This window comes from Massilia sp. Soil_C_3, from assembly GCF_057657035.1.
This window is the reverse complement of record NZ_JBDGJG010000001.1, coordinates 431206-448377: the sequence shown is the minus strand read 5'-3', so window position 1 is coordinate 448377 and position 17172 is coordinate 431206. Positions and strand designations below refer to the sequence as shown.

The following is a 17172-nucleotide window of genomic DNA, read 5'->3' as shown; positions in this document are numbered from 1 at the left end:
CATCGTCGGCAATGTTTTCGTTGATCATCGTGCTTTAGGGAATCTTTAGCGTCAATTGGCGCATCCGCAAGGTCGCCGACAACTACGCTGACGATGGCTATGAGTACAGGATCGTGTCTGACATCTGATACGCTCAGCTTTATGCGTCAATTTTTGTCGGGGTCGAGTCTTGCACAGATGTGTTTCGTTAATTTACTAATGTCAGGCCTGCCCCCGTTTCGGCCAAACACCTAGCCTTGCGTGTAAGAAAACGCGTTCCGCACGCTGGAAGTGACAGTCGGAATTTGATAGTACAAATCAAGATCCGCTTCTGGTAAAGTCTACGGTCAAACTCACCGGGGAGAAATTTTATGGGGCAAGTCCAGACCAATATCCGCTTTGCATGTCCAGAGTGTCGTAATCGGGTTGAAGTTACTATACTGGTACCCGAGGTAGACTATTCAGTCGAGCCGCTGTCTGAATCACTTTCGGAAGACGATATTGAGGTTGCCTGCCCGACGTGTAATTTCGAATATAGCGCTCACGTACAGAATAGTCCCTCGCATTGTTCGGTTGAGTTCTTCGGATACGATGATCTAGAAATTGATGCAGATGATGCCCCTTCTCCGCAGATTATAACTTCGGAGATGACGACGACGATTGGCTCAATCTTGAAACTCCAGCAAACCCAATACAGGTCTTTACGAACACTTACCATCACCTTGGTGATATCGTTGCGCAATACGGCACTGGCGGCCGCGGGATACTTTCTCACTCTTCGGAAATTATAAACAGAATGGTGTTCGCCAATACGATTGCAGCGATGGAAGCGTTCTTGGGTGACCATTTGATCGAGTCAGTCTTCACTGATAATAGAATATTGCAAAATCTCCTGACCAGCGACAGTGAACTAAAGAAGAAGTCCATCACTCTGTATAATATTCATTCAAATCCAAACATTGTTACCGAAACCGCTCAAAAATATCTAGCCGGCCTTGTTTATCATAATTTGGCCAAAGTCGCTGTGCTCTACAAAAATTGCTTTAACATAAATATTTTTCCTGACAACGAATTAAAGGCTAGGTTAATGAAGGCCGTTTCGATGAGGCATGACATTGTCCACCGAAATGGAAAAACGAAAGACGGCGAGGATCTAATTTTTTCAACTCCAGAAGTACATTACCTTCTTGACGATGTAAATACTTTTATTCAATATATCCACCGCGCTGTAGCAGTGGCGATTGCAACTGTCGTCTTCTCGTCACAAGTTGAAACCGTGAAAATAAGTCAGTAATTTTTCAGTTAGCAATTCAACTTCTTACAGAAATCCCGATACCGACGACTGAGTGGACCTCTTCCATTTTTAACCTCTCTCGTATGCGGGCTTACGCCGGAGGCGATGGCCCAAGATACCTTTCGGACTTATAAAATGAAAACGGGAGAGGGTATCAATCTAATCCACGTGCTCAAGGGCAGTCTGTCTGAACGATGGAACCTCGCCCGGTTGCATCATTTACATTACCAGTTGATTCGGTAAGTTCAATATACGAGGCCTGAGATTTAGAGACGGCCTCAACTACGTGCATCAACTGTTGCCGAGGTCGTATCGGTATGCAGCCTCACTCCACTCTTGCCCCCGACTCGACTACGCTCGGGGTGTGGAGGCCGGAGGTTCGAATCCTCTTACCCCACGACCCAACTCGAAATGAAGCCAGACGAGGCGCATGCCCGTCTGCCTTCTTCATGGAGTCGTCGCCATTAGAACGTACTACGCAACCGCACGCCAAGCTGACGCGGCGTCCCCACCAGCACGCGCATGGCGCCGTCGGCAGAAGTGTAATAAGCGCGATCAAAGGCATTACGTAGCAGCAGATCTAGCTTGAGCGAGGTGCCACTCCATTTGAACGCACTCCCAACACCATGAGAAACGGGGGCAGGTCTGACATCTGGACACGGCCTCAGCTGTATGCGCTAATTCTTGTCGAGGTCGCGTCCCAATGTCAGACCTGACCCGACTCCTTGCACAAAAGTTTCTTTAAAACAGCGGATATAATTCCGTTGTTTTTGTTTTCAGACCTCGCATTGGCAGCATTGGCCATGTGACGATCGGCCGCACCGGCATTCCATCAGTTCCCGCACCGCGCTCTATCCGCCCCGACCCGAGGACCAGTTGGGGCAGAGAGCGGCGGTGCTGCGCTTCACGGCTTTTTTCGAGAGTAGAGCCATTGCTGAAAATTGACGTCCCATCCCTGTTCATCGCCATGACACTCAATCTGGCGATCATGTCGGTGACGCTGCCCTACTTCATGGGCCGGGTAAACCGTGCGGCGCGCTGCGCACAGGCCGGGATCATCCTGCAGACAGCTGGCTGGCTGAGCCTGATCGCCTCGAGCGCTTTCCCACGGGGAGGCTGGGCCGACCACCTGATGTCGACGCTGGCGATGGCCTGCGTGTCGAGCGGCATGGTGTTCAATGCGATGGCCTTCCAGCTCTGGTGCGGGCGCGATGCCGGCGTGCGCCTGCCCGCCGCCATCGCTGTCGTGATGACTGCTGGCTATGGCATCGGCTTTTCCGACTACGCGTTTCGCGTGGGCTGGGCCAACGGCCTGCTGGCCCTGCAGATTGCTACGGTCGTGGTCACACTGTGCCGGCCGCCGCAGTTGGCGGTCGGACGCTGGCGCTGGCTCCTGGTCATCTGCCTGTCGGTCCAAATGGCGGTACTGGCCTGCCGCGCCGTGCTGGGTGCGTTCTACACCGACGAGTTTCCGAACTTCTTCGGGCCTTACCTGGTCAACCAGATATTCGCCCTGTCATCGAACTCGATGCTGGTGCTGTCGATGGCTGCCATCCTGCTGGCGCACCGCGACGAGGCTGCCCGCGACCTCGAAAGGCTGGCCACGATCGACGGCCTGACCGGCGTCCTGAACCGCCGGGCCTGGCTGAATCAGGCCAGCGCCGACTTGGCCAACAGCGTACGCTACCGGCAGCCGATCGGCGTGCTGCTTCTTGACCTCGACCATTTCAAGCAGATCAACGATCTGCATGGCCATGCCTTGGGCGACCGCGCGCTGCAATTGTTCGCGACAGGATTGCGCGCCGTAAGCGGTGCTGGCGACACCTGCTGCCGTTACGGCGGAGAAGAGTTCTGCGTACTGCTCAACGGCGCCGACTGCGCTGCGATCATGGCGTACGATGCACGCCTGCGCGAGTGGCTGGCGCAGCACTCGCAGCCGGCGCTGGGATTCGCGCTGTCCTACAGTGCCGGTGTCGACATGCCCATCCATGACAGCGACAGCATCGACATCCTGCTGCAACGTGCCGACGTCGCCCTGTACCGGGCCAAGGCGCAGGGGCGCGGCTGCACGCTGGTCACGATGTCAGACCTGGCCTTGATTTGAGTCTGGTTGCCTACGCCACTTCGGTGACGAACTGCGATAACGGGCGACGTACTTTCTTCAGGTCGACGAGCCAATCGCCTTCATCCGCACGATAGCCAACAGGCAAGAGGATCACCGAACGCAGTCCCCGTTCGCGCAGCTTCAGGATCTCGTCGACCTTGGCAGGATCGAACCCTTCCATCGGCGTGGCATCCACCTTTTCCTCGGCCGCGGCGATCAGCGCACTGCCGAGGCCGATGTAAGCCTGGCGCGCGGCGTGTTCGAAATTGGTCTGGGCGTCGCGTTGCGGATACGTCGACAGCAACTGCTGGCGGTAGGCTTCCCAGCCTTCGTTTCTGATGCCGCGCTCGGCGTTCACCAGATCAAACATCGCGTTGATCCGCTCAGCCGTATAGTTATCCCACGCGGCAAACACGAGCAGATGCGAGGCTTCCGTCACCTGCGCCTGGTTCCAGGCATGCGCCCTGATCTGTTGACGCAGAGCATCGTTCGTCACCACAAACATCTCGTACTGTTGCAGTCCGCTGGAACTGGCCGTCAGGCGCACCGCTTCGAGAATGCGGTCGATTTTCTCCTTGGCGACCTTTTTAGTGGGATCCATTTTTTTGGTGGCGTAACGCCACTGCAAGGTTTGCAAAAGATCGGACATACAGAATCCCTTCTATGTGAGTGAATAATGCGCCATGATGCCCGACCCGGCAGTTTCTTGCCGAGCGCCGTCCCATCCGCCCGCAGTACGTCTTCATTTCACCAACATTTCCCACTCAAAACGTACTACGCAACCGAACGCCAAGCTGACGCGGCGTCCCCACGAGCACCCGCATGGCGCCGTCCGCCGAAGTGTAGTAAGCGCGATCAAACGCATTACGCAGCAACAGATCCAGCTTGAGCGAGGTCCCATTCCATTTGAACGCGGTCCAAGGCCCAGATCGGCCACGGTATACGACGGCAAGGTCACCGAGTTGAACTTGCTACCGAGTTCCAGCGAGCGGCCCTCAGTCGGGTCGAACGCGCCCTGGGTCGGGCTGCTGGACAGGTTCGGCACGAAGGTCGTGGCATAGTTGGCATACGGCGACAGCTGCGGGTCGAGCTTGTGGAGCGCGCCGAGGCGCGGCAGCACTTTCGACCCGGAGATATTCTGCGTTTCCACGAACTCCAGGCCGGAGCCCTCTTCCTGGCGGTAGCGCTGGAACCGTACCGAGGCCGCGACAATCCAGCGCTCACCTAACGCCATGCTGTCCTGTGCGAACAGCGAGCTGGCGAGCATGAATGGGGTGACATGAATGGGGTCACACATGAATGGGGTCAGGTTTGAAATCTGGACACGGCCTCAGCTGTATGCGCCAATTCTCACAAAATCAGGATGACATCTGATATCTAGAGAAGATTTCAGCCGTATGCGCCAATCTTTGTACAGGTCGTGTCTCAATGTCAGACCCCGACTCTCACACCCCAAACCGTCGGGGTGTAGCTTAGCCCGGTAGAGCGCTACGTTCGGGACGTAGATGCCGGAGATTCGAATTCCCTCACCCCGACCATAGAATACAAAACGCCGGACCTGGCGTTGCCGGTCTGGCTCTTTCATGCTTGTTTTCCGATAAGAACAACCTCGTTGGTCCCTCTGATGTGAACTACAATATGTCAATGCGTCAGAAAGCGAATAATTCAGATTCACAATTCTGAGCTTTTTACTTCTCTTCGTAATGATGATTAATTTAAGATCTCGCGCTCCGTCCGGAAATATTTCCGACATATGATTACTTTTATAAAAATAAATATCGATGAATACGACAGAAAAAGGAGACACCTTTGAAAAGGATATCTATAACTACTTCGCAACCCAGATTACAGAAGATCGCCTCCCCTTAAAAAAAGAATGTTGCAAGATTTTTCAAAAAAAAGCTTACTACTCCAAAGATCGAGAAAGCCACATAATATTCGATGTTTCCATCGAGATTTATTTTCCAGGAGCAACCGATTATTCATTTGTTTGGCTCATCGAGTGCAAAAATTATGCTGGATCTGTACCTGTAAATGATGTCGAGGAATTTTATTCGAAAGTTCAACAGGTAGCGCCAGCCAACGGAAAAGCCATCATGGCAAGTAGATCCTCTTTTCAAATGGGTGGATTAAACTTTGCACGAAACAAAAAGATGGGGATCCTCCGTTACTTTGATGCCTCAGATACAAAATGGGAGCTACACAGGTCACCCTCGGCAACTGCACTCTCTTCCCGCAAGTCAGACTTGGAGAGACTACAGGCAGGCCTTACCTTGCATGAGTTCCAAAACGGCGCTTTTGACCTGTACATGCAATGTTCGACTGGCCCGACCAATTCTTTTTGGGATTTTTCAAAGTGTCTGGTATCGGAATTTCTACTTACAGACCGCCAATTTCGAGCGATACTTAATCCAAAGGGTCGTCCAACTCATACAGTTCCCTATCTGGATGTAAATAGTATTGAAATAAAAAGCTTTAAGATGCTTCAAGATGTAGGGTATCAAGGCGGTCAGGTATCGCTTGAAGATATTTGCTCGCGAGGTGTTTTGGTGACATGGGGGCTTATGCGACGTCCCACGAGTCCGCCAGGAACGGCAGCCGCGCGCAGACATTATTTAATGATAATGATTCTCATTCAAGATCGTACACGATAACTGTTCACCAGGTAAATGGATTTTGTATTTTGTATGCCACCTCCAATGGCATTCCCCTCCGTTATGGCTCCATGGCTAAATACGGCAGGCTCAAGCCTGAGAACCTTGGACGATTGTCCTTTGGTCTGATTGAACGATGAATATCTTTCCCTTAGGATGAAATTCTCAAACCAAGATTCCTCGGGAGGCGCCCCATGATCCTCGCTAAACTTTTTCATCGTCCCTCACGCGTCTTGGCGGGATGCTGTCTTCTCGCCCTGTCCGCGTGTTCCAGTTCAGAGTTGAACCATCAGCTTGCCACCAGCCGGGAGGCCGTCGATCAAGCGCAGATGGCGGGCGCGGAAGAAAGCGCTCCTGCGGAATTCGGTGTGGCGGCCGATAAGCTGACGCGGGCCAACGCCGCTGCCACCGGCCACCACAAGCACGATGCGATGCGCCTGGCCGAGCAAGCACAGGTCGACGCCAATCTGGCGCGCGCCAAGAGCGAATCGACCCAGGCCAGGATCGCGGCAGCCGAACTGACCAAGACTAACCAGACCTTGCGCGAGGCAATCAACCGCGCAAACCAGAATTAGTAGAGGTGAGAGATGAACAACATCCTCCGATCAGCCACCGGCGCGCTTGTGGCCGGTATCTTCGCAACGGGATGCGCGACATCCCCGCCGTCGTCCGAGGTGGCTGCCGCACGTGCGGCAATCGACAATGCCGGGCAGGCAGTCGACCACGCGTCAGCCGATCCGCAGGTGGTCAAATACGCTCCCAGCGAACTGGAGCGCGCAACCGCTTCACTGCAAAAGGCAAAAACGGCGTGGAATGACAAGCACGACCTGACGACCACCACGCATCTCGCCTATCTTGCACAGCAGCGGGCAGCCACCGCGCAAGAGTTTGCCAACGAGCGTGCTGCGGAAGAGACAGTGAAGGTTGCGGCGGCGGAACTGAACCAGACAATGTCGGTTGCGGTTGTACAACGACGTGGCAAACCGAATGCAATCGCGGAGCTGGCGCAAAAAGAGCTGGTGGGTTTCGCCCCCGGAACCGCGAAAGTCCCGGCCAGCGCCAAGCGCGCGCTTGACGAGTTGGCCGCCACATTGAAAAGCAATCCCGAGCGCGAAGTCGTGATTGAAGGGTATACGGACAATGTCGGCGGTCCCCGTTACAACCAGGCCCTGGCCCTGAAACGGGCGGAAGCGGTGCGTGCCGCCCTGCTCCAGCGCGGGATCGCTTCCAGCCGTATCGCCATCCGGTCTCTCGGCGAAGACAATCCCGCGTCCAGCAACGCCAACAGGATCGGACGTCTGGAAAACCGGCGTGCAGAGGTCATCACTGGTGACGTGGGCACGCAAATGCGGGGATCGTCGCAAATCTCCTCCACGCAGTCGAGCGACGAGAACGGACAATCCAGTCAACCCGAGCGGTGATGCCCGGAACACGGAACTTCATGCGCGTGGGTTGAAAATTCTCGCCCATCCAGGGGATGGAAAAGCCAGATACGGTGAGCCGGTCTGGCTTTTTTGCTGCTTGCATGTCTTTCGGCCTCGGCCCGTGATGTCCCGGCCAGCGCCTACCGGTTTGTTCCAATTCCGCCATCCGTTTTATGATATGCGTCGCAGGCCGGTCATTGCCGTCACCGGCTGGCGCCCCAACCTCCAATCAAAAGGAAAATCATGGCTGAAACCCTCACCGTCACCACCGCCGACCGCAGCTTCGACTGCTACGTCGCGCGCCCCAATGTCGTGGGTACCTACCCGGTCATCGTCGTGCTTCAGGAAATCTTCGGCGTGAACGGCGGCATCCGCAGTATCGCGGACAACTACGCCGCCAAGGGCTATATCGCTGTCGCCCCGGACCTGTTCTGGCGCACCGACCCAGGCATCCAGCTGTCGGAGGCGAACGAAGCCGACGTCGCCAAGGCCTTCTCGATGTACCAGGCCTATGACTTCGACCACGGCGTGCAGGACATCGCTGCCACCATCAGCGCCGCGCGCACGATGGAAGGCAGCACCGGCAAGGTCGGCGTCACCGGCTATTGCCTCGGCGGCCTGATGACTTACCTGGCCGCGGCCCGCACCGATGGCGACGCCTTCGCCGTCTATTACGGCGGCGGCACCGACCAGTATTTGCACGAAGCCAAGCACATCGGCGCTCCCCTGCTCTACCACCTGGCCGGCGCCGACGAATACATCGGACCGGAAGCGCAGGCCCAGATCAAGGCCGCGCTGGAAGGCAAGGCCGATGCCGAAGTCCACGTCTATCCGGGCCGAGACCACGCCTTCGCCCGTCCGGGCGGCAGCCATTACGACCATGACGATGCGACGCTGGCCAACAGCCGCACCGACGAGTTCTTCGCCCGCACCCTGCGCTAAGCTCGACTGCCTGCCGGCATCGTGCCGGCAGGCGCACTCCTCCCTCGCATCCAGCGACACGACGCCACGCAATCTCCTACGGCGCTTCTATCCACCCGGATACGCAACACTCGCGAAGCCTGATCTTCAGCAGAGCCGCCGCGCCTGCTCCGATTACTGTATCCCGAGCCACTCCGCCGTGCCCATCAGGGTGCGGCGCATGGCTTCTTGACACGAAAGGAGAATCTCATGGCGAGGTTCGGAGTCGAAGCAATCCGGTATTTCAACCATGCACGCGCCGCCGGCGTGAGCACGGCGGGAGACCTGACGTACACCTTTAACAGAAGCAATGGGTTCGACAGCAAGCTGCGCTCGGCCGGCCACACACGCGCCTTCTACTGGGCCAATACCGACGTCTGGGAAACCGACATCCGCGACGTCGACCAGGGCGGCAGCGACCGCAACTGGGTCGACGACGTCGATCTGTTCTGGATCGAAACGCACGGCAATTCCGAGGCCAATGGCCGGGCGCGCATGCTGTACGATACCGCGCACAGCGAATGGCGCACCTGGTCCGACGGGTGGCAACTGGGCGAGGACTGGAACAGCGAATGGGTGATGGCCTATTCCTGCCACACGGTCAACCTGGCCGCCGTCACCGGCCTGTGGAACATTTTCGCGCGCCTGCACATCTATTGCGGCGCCTGGGGCGATATGTACGATGGCATTACCACCGACGAATGCGGTGAGGACGTGGCCGACAACCTGGTCGACGGCGACACTGTCTCGGGCGCCTGGCACGACGGCGTGTCCGACTGGTGGGTCGACAACCACCCGGTCACCGTCTGCGTGGGCGACGCCTCCACCTGGAATGGCGGCGCCATCCGTTGGGACCTGTCTGCCCTGAATCGCGACCACCTGTGGGGGCACGGCAGCGTGAGTCCCGACCTGGCGCCGGCGCAGCAGGCATGTCTCTTGTGGAAGTGGACGGAGGGCTGAACGATGAACCAGCAAACCCTGATCGATACCCTGATGAAGACCGGCGCGCGAGCCGCGCCGGGCCGCGCCGATGTGATCGCGCTCACCCCGCTCACCCGCGACGACGCGCGCGCGAACATGAACCGCTTCCTGACCGCGCTGCACGAGGCCGACATCTGCCGCCACGACCGCGCCAACCTGGCCGACCGCGGCGAACGCAGCGTGGTGCACCTGCCCGATGGCGCGCGCGCCGTGGTCTATCACGCCTCGGGTGCGCTGCAGTACGTGTCCGGCCTGGCGCCGTTCCAGGCGCCCTGGCCCCGGCTGGAAGAAACGCCGGTGCTGGTGCGCCAGCTGGAACAAGCCGCGCAGCGCATCGACATCGCCGCCTGGGTCGGTGAGCGCAGCAGCCTCGCCTTCGAGCGCCTGTGGCAGACCAAGGCCCGCGGCAGCGACCGCGAGCAGAAGCTGTCGGACACGTTGCTGGTGCGCGCCACCGGCGCCTGGCGCCATGCGGTGGGCGAGATCCCGGTGCTGGGCGCCGCCTCGGTGGCGCTGCGCCTGGCCGGCGACGGCACGGTCGACGCGCTCGCGCTGAACATCCGCCACAGCGATGCCGAGGTGCTCGACACCGCGCCCGTCATCGAGGCCGAACTGGCGGCGCGCCAGCTGGCCGAGCGCCTGGCCAGCGTGCTGGGCAAGTCCAAGGACCGGCTGCCGGGCGACGCCGTGCAGTCGGCCACGATGCGCTTCGGCTATCTCGACCTGGGCAAGCGCAAGGCCCAGCGCGTGCTGGCCCCGACCTACATGGCGCAGGTCGTGCTGCAGCACCGGCTCGAGCGGCAGGCCTATGTGCTGGCGGTGTCGGCCACCGAGCGGCCGTATATCGAGCTGCCACTGTTCGGCAATGAGGCGCCGGTGGTGCGCTCGCGCGGTTTGCATCCGGAGTGCCGTGACGGCGCGTCGTGATGGGCACCGTGATCCGGTCACGCCACGGCTGACCGCACCTCCTGCAACAGCGACCTGATCTCGGGCAGGCACGACCCGCAGTTTCCGCCGGCCCGCAGGCAGGCCGTCACCTCGGCCGGCGACTTCAGGTCCTGTTTCTCGATCGCCGCGCAGATCGTGTTGCGGCCGACGCCGAAGCAGGAGCAGACAGTCGGCCCCGGGTCCGGCCCCAGCGTCGGCGCGCGGCCGGCCAGCAGGGTCGCGCGTTCGCGTGCCCTCAATTCGGGTTGTGCGAACAATCCGCCGAGCCAGGCGCGCGCCGGCAGATCGGGCCGGCGCGACGCGAACAGGCAGGCTTCCAGGCGCCCGTCGACCACGAGCGCCGCCCGCAACATGCCTTCCGACTTGTCCTCGTATTCGATCCAGTCGGCGTCTTCATCCGCCCCGAGCAGCGCGCGCGCCACCGCGGGCGATACGGGCTCGCGTCCACCCAGCTCGTAGCGCAAGAAGCCGCTGCCGCGCACGCGCGTCCAGTGCGCCACCCGCTCCAGGTTCAATTCCGTGCGGCTCAGGATGAAGCCATGCCAGGCCACGCCGAACGGCTCCACCCGCACCGGCGTGTGCTTGAACTCAGGCTCGCCCGACACCGGATCGACTTCGGGATTGACCAGCGCACCGACGCGCGCATCGGATGCGGTCTGCCCATTCCAGTGGATCGGCACGAACACCGCGCCGCGCGCGATGCCGCCGCCATGCGCCACGCGCGCCACCATCGCGCCCCACTGCGAGCTCACGCGAGCCAATTCTCCCTCACGCACGCCGGCCAGCAGCGCATCGTGCGGATGCAGGTCAACGAAGGGTTCCGCCGCATGGCCGGCCAGGCGCGGCGACTTGCCGGTGCGCGTCATCGTGTGCCATTGGTCGCGCAGGCGGCCGGTGTTGAGCACCAGCGGGAACTCGCGGCCCGGCGCGTGCACAGGCGCGCGCGGCGTGGTCGCGACGAAGCGCGCCTTGCCATCGGGATGAGAGAAGCGGCCGTCGCCGAACAGGCGTGCGGTGCCTTCGGTCGGCGCACGCAGTGGCCATTGCACTGGCTCCAGCGCATCGTAAGCCGCGCGGTCCATGCCGACCAGCGGATCGAGCCGGAAAGCACGGCGATAGCCTTCTTCACCATTCTTCCAGGTCGACAGCCGCGCGTGCTCGTCGAAGATCGCGTGCGCGCCGTCATAATCGAAGCTGGCAAAGCCCATGCGCCTGGCTACCTCGCACAGCGCCTGCCAGTCGGCGCGCGCCTCGCCCGGCGCCGGCAAAAAGGCGCGCTGGCGGGAGATGCAGCGCTCGGAATTGGTCACCGTGCCATCCTTCTCGCCCCAGGCCAGCGCCGGCAACGCCACGTGCGCATACGCCCCGACGTCGGTGTTCGCCACCACGTCCGACACCACCACCAGTTCGCAGGCGGCCAGTGCGCGCCGCACCTGGTCGGCATCCGGCATGCTGACCACCGGATTGGTGGCCATGATCCAGACCGCCTTGACCTTGCCCGCCTCCACCGCGCGGAACAGGTCGACCGCCTTCAGGCCCGGCTTGTCGGCGATGTGCGGCGCATCCCAGAAGCTGCGCACGGCCTCGCGGTGGCCGGCGTTGTCCAGGTCGAGGTGGGCCGCCAGCATATTCGCCAGGCCGCCCACTTCGCGTCCGCCCATCGCGTTCGGCTGGCCGGTGAGCGAGAACGGGCCCATGCCGGGACGGCCGATGCGGCCGGTGAGCAGGTGGCAGTTGATGATGGCGTTGACCTTGTCGGTTCCGCTCGAGGACTGGTTGACGCCCATCGAAAACGCCGTCACCACTTTTTCGGTGCGCGCGAACAGTTCGTAGAATGCGCGCAGCTGGGCCGGATCGACGCCGCAGTCGCGCGCCACGTCATCCACCTCGCCATCCACCCTGGCGACTTCCAGCGCCGCCTCCAGCCCATGGGTGTGCGCCGCAACGAAGTCATGGTCGACCGCGCCCTCTCGCGCCAGATAGGCCAGCAGGCCGTTGAACAGCCGCACGTCGCTGCCCGGCTTGAGCGGCAGGTGCAGGTCGGCCAGTTCGCAAGTCGCCGTGCGGCGTGGGTCGAGCACGACGATCTGCAGGTCGGGCCGCGCCTCCTTCGCCTTGACGATGCGCTGGAACAGCGTCGGATGGCACCAGGCGGCATTTGAGCCGACCAGCACGATCGCGTCAGCCAGTTCGAAATCCTCGTAGCAGCCCGGCACCACGTCTTCGCCGAAGGCGCGCTTGTGGCCGGCCACGGCGGACGACATGCACAGGCGCGAGTTGGTGTCGATATTGGCGCTGCCGACGTAGCCCTTCATGAACTTGTTGGCGACGTAGTAATCCTCGGTGAGAATCTGGCCCGAGACGTAGAGCGCCACCGCATCCGGTCCATGCTCGGCGATGATGCGCTTGAAGCCGTCGGCGACGGTGTCCAGCGCCTCGTCCCAGCTGGCGCGCGCCATGGCGCCGTCGCGGCGCATGGATGGATAGAGCAGGCGCCCGTCCAGGCCCAGCGTCTCGCCCAGAGCCGAGCCCTTGACGCACAGGCGGCCGCGGCTGGCCACATGATCGGCGTCGCCCTCGATCAGCGCGCCGCCATCGCCCAGCGGCGTGGCCTTCACGCCGCAGCCGACGCCGCAATAAGGACAGGTGGTGCGGACTTCTTGCAGCGTGATCGGCATGTGTGACATAAGTGACTCTCTTCTACGCGGCCTGCGCTTCACACATTGCAGGCCCAAACAACAATCGATCGCGCAGCGCCGACACGTCGGCTCCACGCTGGATCAGGTCGAAATACCAGGGGCCGTCGAGCACGTCGCCATACAGCACGGCGCCCGTGATGCGATTCCCCTCGAGCACCAGGCGCTTATAGATGCCGGCGCGGCGGTCGCGCAGCACCAGGTCTTGCGTGCCTGGGCCGCCGACGATGTCGCCAGCCGAATACAGGTCGATGCCGGTGACCTTCAATTTGGTGGCCGTGGCCTGCTGCACGTAGCGGCGATGGCCCAGGCCGGCCAGGTGGGCCGCGCACACGCGCGCCTGGTCCCAGATCGGCGCCACCAGGCCAAAGGTCGCCTTGCGGTGCTGCACGCATTCGCCCACCGCGTACACGCGCGGATCGTAGCTCTGCAGGGTGTCGTCGACCACGATGGCGCGCTCGACGTGCAGGCCGGCGGCGCGCGCCAGCGCCACATTGGGACGCACGCCGGCCGCCATCACCACCAGGTCGGCCGACGCCTCGCTGCCGTCCTTGAAGCGCACGCCCTCCACCTTGCCATTGCCGAGGATGGCCTCGGTCTCGGCGCCCAGCAGGATGCGCAGGCCGCGGCCCTCCAGCGCGATCTTGAGCAGCAGCGAGGCGTCGACGTCGAGCTGCTGGTTGAGCAGGCTCCCGGTCAGGTGCACCACGGTGACGTCCATGCCGCGCCGAAGCAGGCCATTGGCCGCTTCCAGCCCGAGCAGTCCGCCGCCGATCACCACCGCGTGCTTGCCGTCGCGCGCGGCCTGCAGCATGGTGTCGACGTCGTCCAGGTCGCGAAAGCCCACCACACCGGGCAGCTCGGCGCCTGGCACCGGCACGATGAAGGGTTGCGAACCGGTCGCCAGCAGCAGGCGGTCGTACTGCACCTCCTTGCCCGAACGCGCGCGCACGATGCGCCGCTTGCGGTCGATCGCCACCACCGGATCGCCCGCATGCAGCGTGATGCCGTGCTCCTCGTACCAGCTGCGCGGATGCAGCACGATCTCGTCCGCCGTCTTCTCGCCGGCCAGCACCGGCGACAGCATGATGCGGTTGTAGTTGACGCGCGGCTCGGCGCCGAACACGGTGATGTCGTAGAGGTCGGGCGCCAGCGCCAGCAGCTCCTCGACAGTGCGCATGCCGGCCATGCCGTTGCCGACAACGACCAAAGACGGCTTCATGCGGCGACCCAGACCTGCCCGCCGTCGATCCGCGCCGGATAGCTGGCCACCGATTGCGCCGGCGCCTCCAGGCATTCTCCGCTCTGCAGGTCGAAATGCTGCTTGTAGATCGGCGACGCGACCACGATGCGCTCGCCGATGCTGCCCACCAGCCCGCGCGACAACACGGCGGCTTGCGAATTGGGATCGTAGTTATCGATGGCGAACACCCTCGGTTCGTCACCGCCGACGCGGAACACGGCCACCTGGCGGCCGTTCAGCAAGGCGCACACGCCGGTATCGGGCACGATGTCGTCCAGGGTACAGACGACGGCCCAGCGTTCGAGTTGAAGATCACGGTGCATGGCTGCTCTCCTGGTAAGACTGCATTAGGCTGCGGTGGCGATGGGAATGACGCGGCGACGTTCGTCGAAGGTGGCCGGACGCACCTGGCCACGCTCGGGTACGAACACGACGTTCTCGTCGACCTGCGTGCTGTTGACGAAGTGGCGGAAGCGGCGGCGCACCTCTGGATCGGTGACGGCTTCCTTCCATTCGCAGGCATAGGTGTCGACCACGTGCTGCATCTGCGCTTCCAGTTCCTGCGCGATGCCAAGGCTGTCGTCGATTACCACCGCCTTGAGGTAATCGAGACCGCCTTCCAGGTTTTCGCGCCAGGTACTGGTGCGTTGCAGGCGTTCGGCGGTGCGCACGTAGAACATCAGGAAACGGTCGGTCAGGCGCACCACTTCTTCTTCGGACAGGTTCGAGGCGATCAGTTCGGCGTGGCGCGGCTTCATGCCGCCATTGCCGCACACGTACAGGTTCCAGCCCTTGTCGGTGGCGATCAGGCCGACGTCCTTGCCCTGGGCCTCGGCGCACTCGCGGGTGCAGCCCGAGACGCCGAACTTGATCTTGTGCGGCGCGCGCAAGCCTTTGTAACGATTCTCCAGCGCGATGGCGAAGCCGACACTGTCGCCGACGCCGAAGCGGCACCAGGTCGAGCCGACGCAGGATTTCACGGTGCGCAGCGATTTGCCATAGGCGTGGCCCGATTCGAAGCCGGCCGCGATCAGCTCTTCCCAGATCGCGGGCAGCTGGTCCACGCGGGCGCCGAACAGGTCGACCCGCTGGCCGCCGGTGATCTTGGTGTACAGGCCGTACTTCTTGGCCACCATCCCCACCGCGATCAGGCCGTCGGCCGTGACTTCGCCGCCCGGCATGCGCGGCACCACCGAATACGTCCCGTCCTTCTGGATGTTGCCGAGGAAGTAGTCGTTCGAATCCTGCAGGCTGGCGTGCTTCGGTTTCAACACGAAATCGTTCCACACCGAGGCCAGGATATTGGCGGCGGTCGGCTTGCAGACGTCGCAACCGAGGCCCTTGCCGTGGCGCGCCAGCAGCTCGCCGAAGTCCTTGATGCCTTCCACCCGCACCAGGTGGTACAGCTCCTGGCGCGAGTACGGGAAGTGTTCGCACAGGTGGTTGTTGACCGCCACGCCCAGCTTTTTCAGCTCGGCATTGAGGACTTGGGTTACCAAGGGAACGCAGCCACCGCAGGCGGTGCCGGCGGAGGTGCAGCTTTTGAGGGCGCCGATGGTGGTGGCGCCGCCGGCGACCGCCTCGCACAGTGCGCCCTTGCTGACGTCGTTGCACGAGCAGACCTGGGCCGTGGCCGGCAGCTTGTCGACGCCGATCGCCGGACGGGCCGCCCCACCGCTCTCCGGCAGGATCAGGTATTCCGGCGCTTCCGGCAGCTCGATCTTGTTCAGCATCGTCTGCAGCAGCGCGCCATAGGCGGACGCCTCGCCCACCAGCACGCCCCCCAGCAGGTACTTGCCGCAGCTGGAGACGACGATCTTGCGGTAGGTTTGACGACGTTCATCGAGGAACTGATAGCTGCGGCTGCCCGGCGTGGCGCCGTGGGCGTCGCCAATACTGGCCACGTCCACGCCCATCAGTTTCAATTTGGTGCTCATGTCGGCGCCAACAAAGCCGCATTCCGTGCCCAAGAGATGCCGCGCCGCGGTGCGCGCCATGTCGTAGCCCGGCGCGACCAGTCCATACAGCTGGCCGCGCCAACATGCGCATTCGCCGATGGCGAGGACGTGCGGGTCCGAGGTCTGGCAGCGGTCGTCGATCACGACGCCGCCACGCGCGCCGATCTCCAGCCCGGACGCGCGCGCCAGCTCGTCGCGCGGGCGGATGCCGGCCGAGAACACGATCATGTCGGTGTCCAGGTGGCTGCCGTCGGCGAACTGCATGCGGTGGGTGGTATCTTCGCCGTCGACGATGGCCAGCGTGTTCTTGCCCGTATGGACGCCGACGCCCAGCTCCTCGATGCGGGTGCGCAGCACGCGCGCGCCGGAATCGTCGACCTGTACCGCCATCAGGCGCGGAGCGAATTCGACCACGTGGGCGTTCAGGCCCAGATCGCGCAGCGCCTTGGCGCATTCGAGGCCCAGCAGGCCGCCGCCGATCACGACGCCCGACTTCGAGCGTGCACCGCATTCCTGCATCGCTTCCAGGTCTTCGATGGTGCGATAGACGAAGCAGTCCTTGCGATCGGCGCCCGGCACCGGGGGCACGAAAGGATACGAGCCGGTCGCCAGCACAAGCCGATCGTAAGCAACGGAGGAACCGTCGGCCAGGGTCACCTTCTTCTCCGCGCGATCGATCCCGACCACCTTCGCATTCAGGCGCAGCACCATGCTCATTTCAGTATCCGCGCGGTCAAAAAAGCCCGGTTCGACCAGGGACAGGTCGTCCGCACTTTTACCGGCAAAGAATTCCGACAGGTGCACGCGGTCGTAGGCCGGCCGCGGCTCTTCGCCCAGCACCGTGATGCGCAGATCTTGGCGGCCGCTGGCGGCCAGGGTTTCGAGGAATTTGTGGCCCACCATGCCGTGGCCGATGACGACGATATGCATT

Annotated in this window: 14 protein-coding genes and 1 tRNA gene; 9 read left to right on the top strand and 6 right to left on the bottom strand. The window is 61.8% G+C overall.

Annotated features, from left to right (window positions below; translation table 11 throughout):
* Positions 1-802 precede the first annotated feature (802 nt).
* Entirely contained in the window at positions 803-1273 is a 471-nt protein-coding gene (locus AC3A6F_RS02040; protein ID WP_487678299.1) for a hypothetical protein, read from the top strand.
* Between the two features lie 931 nt (positions 1274-2204).
* On the top strand, positions 2205-3377 hold the full coding sequence (locus AC3A6F_RS02035) for a GGDEF domain-containing protein (protein WP_487678298.1): 1173 nt from the start codon (positions 2205-2207) through the stop codon (positions 3375-3377).
* Positions 3378-3387: 10 nt separating this feature from the next.
* On the opposite strand, the gene AC3A6F_RS02030 is transcribed toward AC3A6F_RS02035, so the two are convergent.
* Positions 3388-4026: an NAD(P)H-dependent oxidoreductase gene (locus tag AC3A6F_RS02030; RefSeq protein ID WP_123069539.1), complete on the bottom strand. Its 639-nt coding sequence runs from the start codon at positions 4024-4026 to the stop codon at positions 3388-3390.
* A gap of 93 nt (positions 4027-4119) precedes the next feature.
* Positions 4120-4644, bottom strand: a complete 525-nt coding sequence (locus AC3A6F_RS02025; RefSeq protein WP_487678297.1) for a TonB-dependent receptor domain-containing protein — start codon at positions 4642-4644, stop codon at positions 4120-4122.
* 194 nt (positions 4645-4838) lie between these two features.
* Here AC3A6F_RS02025 and AC3A6F_RS02020 point away from each other — a divergent pair.
* From AC3A6F_RS02020 to AC3A6F_RS01990, 7 genes are all read left to right on the top strand, one after another.
* A tRNA-Pro gene (locus AC3A6F_RS02020) sits at positions 4839-4915 on the top strand.
* Between the two features lie 243 nt (positions 4916-5158).
* A complete protein-coding gene (locus AC3A6F_RS02015; protein ID WP_487678296.1) occupies positions 5159-6031 on the top strand; it encodes a hypothetical protein in 873 nt (290 codons plus the stop codon).
* Positions 6032-6312: 281 nt separating this feature from the next.
* Positions 6313-6606, top strand: a complete 294-nt coding sequence (locus AC3A6F_RS02010) for a DUF4398 domain-containing protein (protein ID WP_487678295.1) — start codon at positions 6313-6315, stop codon at positions 6604-6606.
* A gap of 12 nt (positions 6607-6618) precedes the next feature.
* Positions 6619-7452, top strand: a complete 834-nt coding sequence (locus tag AC3A6F_RS02005) for an OmpA family protein (RefSeq protein WP_487678294.1) — start codon at positions 6619-6621, stop codon at positions 7450-7452.
* 246 nt (positions 7453-7698) lie between these two features.
* Positions 7699-8397, top strand: coding sequence for a dienelactone hydrolase family protein (locus AC3A6F_RS02000; protein WP_487678293.1), 699 nt, complete (start codon positions 7699-7701; stop codon positions 8395-8397).
* 228 nt (positions 8398-8625) lie between these two features.
* Positions 8626-9375, top strand: a complete 750-nt coding sequence (locus tag AC3A6F_RS01995; protein WP_487678292.1) for a DUF6345 domain-containing protein — start codon at positions 8626-8628, stop codon at positions 9373-9375.
* 3 nt (positions 9376-9378) lie between these two features.
* Positions 9379-10323, top strand: a complete 945-nt coding sequence (locus AC3A6F_RS01990) for a hypothetical protein (RefSeq protein WP_487678291.1) — start codon at positions 9379-9381, stop codon at positions 10321-10323.
* 17 nt (positions 10324-10340) lie between these two features.
* On the opposite strand, the gene AC3A6F_RS01985 is transcribed toward AC3A6F_RS01990, so the two are convergent.
* Genes AC3A6F_RS01985 through nirB form a run of 4 tightly spaced genes read right to left on the bottom strand, consistent with a single transcriptional unit; the run spans position 10341 to position 17171 of the window.
* Positions 10341-13031, bottom strand: a complete 2691-nt coding sequence (locus tag AC3A6F_RS01985) for a molybdopterin-dependent oxidoreductase (RefSeq protein ID WP_487678290.1) — start codon at positions 13029-13031, stop codon at positions 10341-10343.
* 13 nt (positions 13032-13044) lie between these two features.
* Complete coding sequence (locus AC3A6F_RS01980; protein ID WP_487678289.1) at positions 13045-14262, bottom strand: NAD(P)/FAD-dependent oxidoreductase; 1218 nt, start codon at positions 14260-14262, stop codon at positions 13045-13047.
* Positions 14259-14606: a nitrite reductase small subunit NirD gene (nirD, locus tag AC3A6F_RS01975; RefSeq protein ID WP_487678288.1), complete on the bottom strand. Its 348-nt coding sequence runs from the start codon at positions 14604-14606 to the stop codon at positions 14259-14261. The genes AC3A6F_RS01980 and nirD overlap by 4 nt, the downstream gene beginning before the upstream one ends.
* A gap of 24 nt (positions 14607-14630) precedes the next feature.
* Positions 14631-17171: a nitrite reductase large subunit NirB gene (gene nirB, locus AC3A6F_RS01970; protein ID WP_487678287.1), complete on the bottom strand. Its 2541-nt coding sequence runs from the start codon at positions 17169-17171 to the stop codon at positions 14631-14633.
* Position 17172 lies beyond the last annotated feature (1 nt).

Coding starts and splice junctions, on each gene's coding strand:
- AC3A6F_RS02015 (WP_487678296.1), top strand. CDS start 5,159: ATGAATACGACAGAAAAAGGAGACACCTTTGAAAAGGATATCTATAAC.
- AC3A6F_RS02030 (WP_123069539.1), bottom strand. CDS start 4,026: ATGTCCGATCTTTTGCAAACCTTGCAGTGGCGTTACGCCACCAAAAAA.
- AC3A6F_RS02025 (WP_487678297.1), bottom strand. CDS start 4,644: ATGCTCGCCAGCTCGCTGTTCGCACAGGACAGCATGGCGTTAGGTGAG.
- AC3A6F_RS01995 (WP_487678292.1), top strand. CDS start 8,626: ATGGCGAGGTTCGGAGTCGAAGCAATCCGGTATTTCAACCATGCACGC.
- nirB (WP_487678287.1), bottom strand. CDS start 17,171: ATGCATATCGTCGTCATCGGCCACGGCATGGTGGGCCACAAATTCCTC.
- AC3A6F_RS02040 (WP_487678299.1), top strand. CDS start 803: ATGGAAGCGTTCTTGGGTGACCATTTGATCGAGTCAGTCTTCACTGAT.
- AC3A6F_RS02000 (WP_487678293.1), top strand. CDS start 7,699: ATGGCTGAAACCCTCACCGTCACCACCGCCGACCGCAGCTTCGACTGC.
- nirD (WP_487678288.1), bottom strand. CDS start 14,606: ATGCACCGTGATCTTCAACTCGAACGCTGGGCCGTCGTCTGTACCCTG.
- AC3A6F_RS01985 (WP_487678290.1), bottom strand. CDS start 13,031: ATGTCACACATGCCGATCACGCTGCAAGAAGTCCGCACCACCTGTCCT.
- AC3A6F_RS01980 (WP_487678289.1), bottom strand. CDS start 14,262: ATGAAGCCGTCTTTGGTCGTTGTCGGCAACGGCATGGCCGGCATGCGC.
- AC3A6F_RS02005 (WP_487678294.1), top strand. CDS start 6,619: ATGAACAACATCCTCCGATCAGCCACCGGCGCGCTTGTGGCCGGTATC.
- AC3A6F_RS01990 (WP_487678291.1), top strand. CDS start 9,379: ATGAACCAGCAAACCCTGATCGATACCCTGATGAAGACCGGCGCGCGA.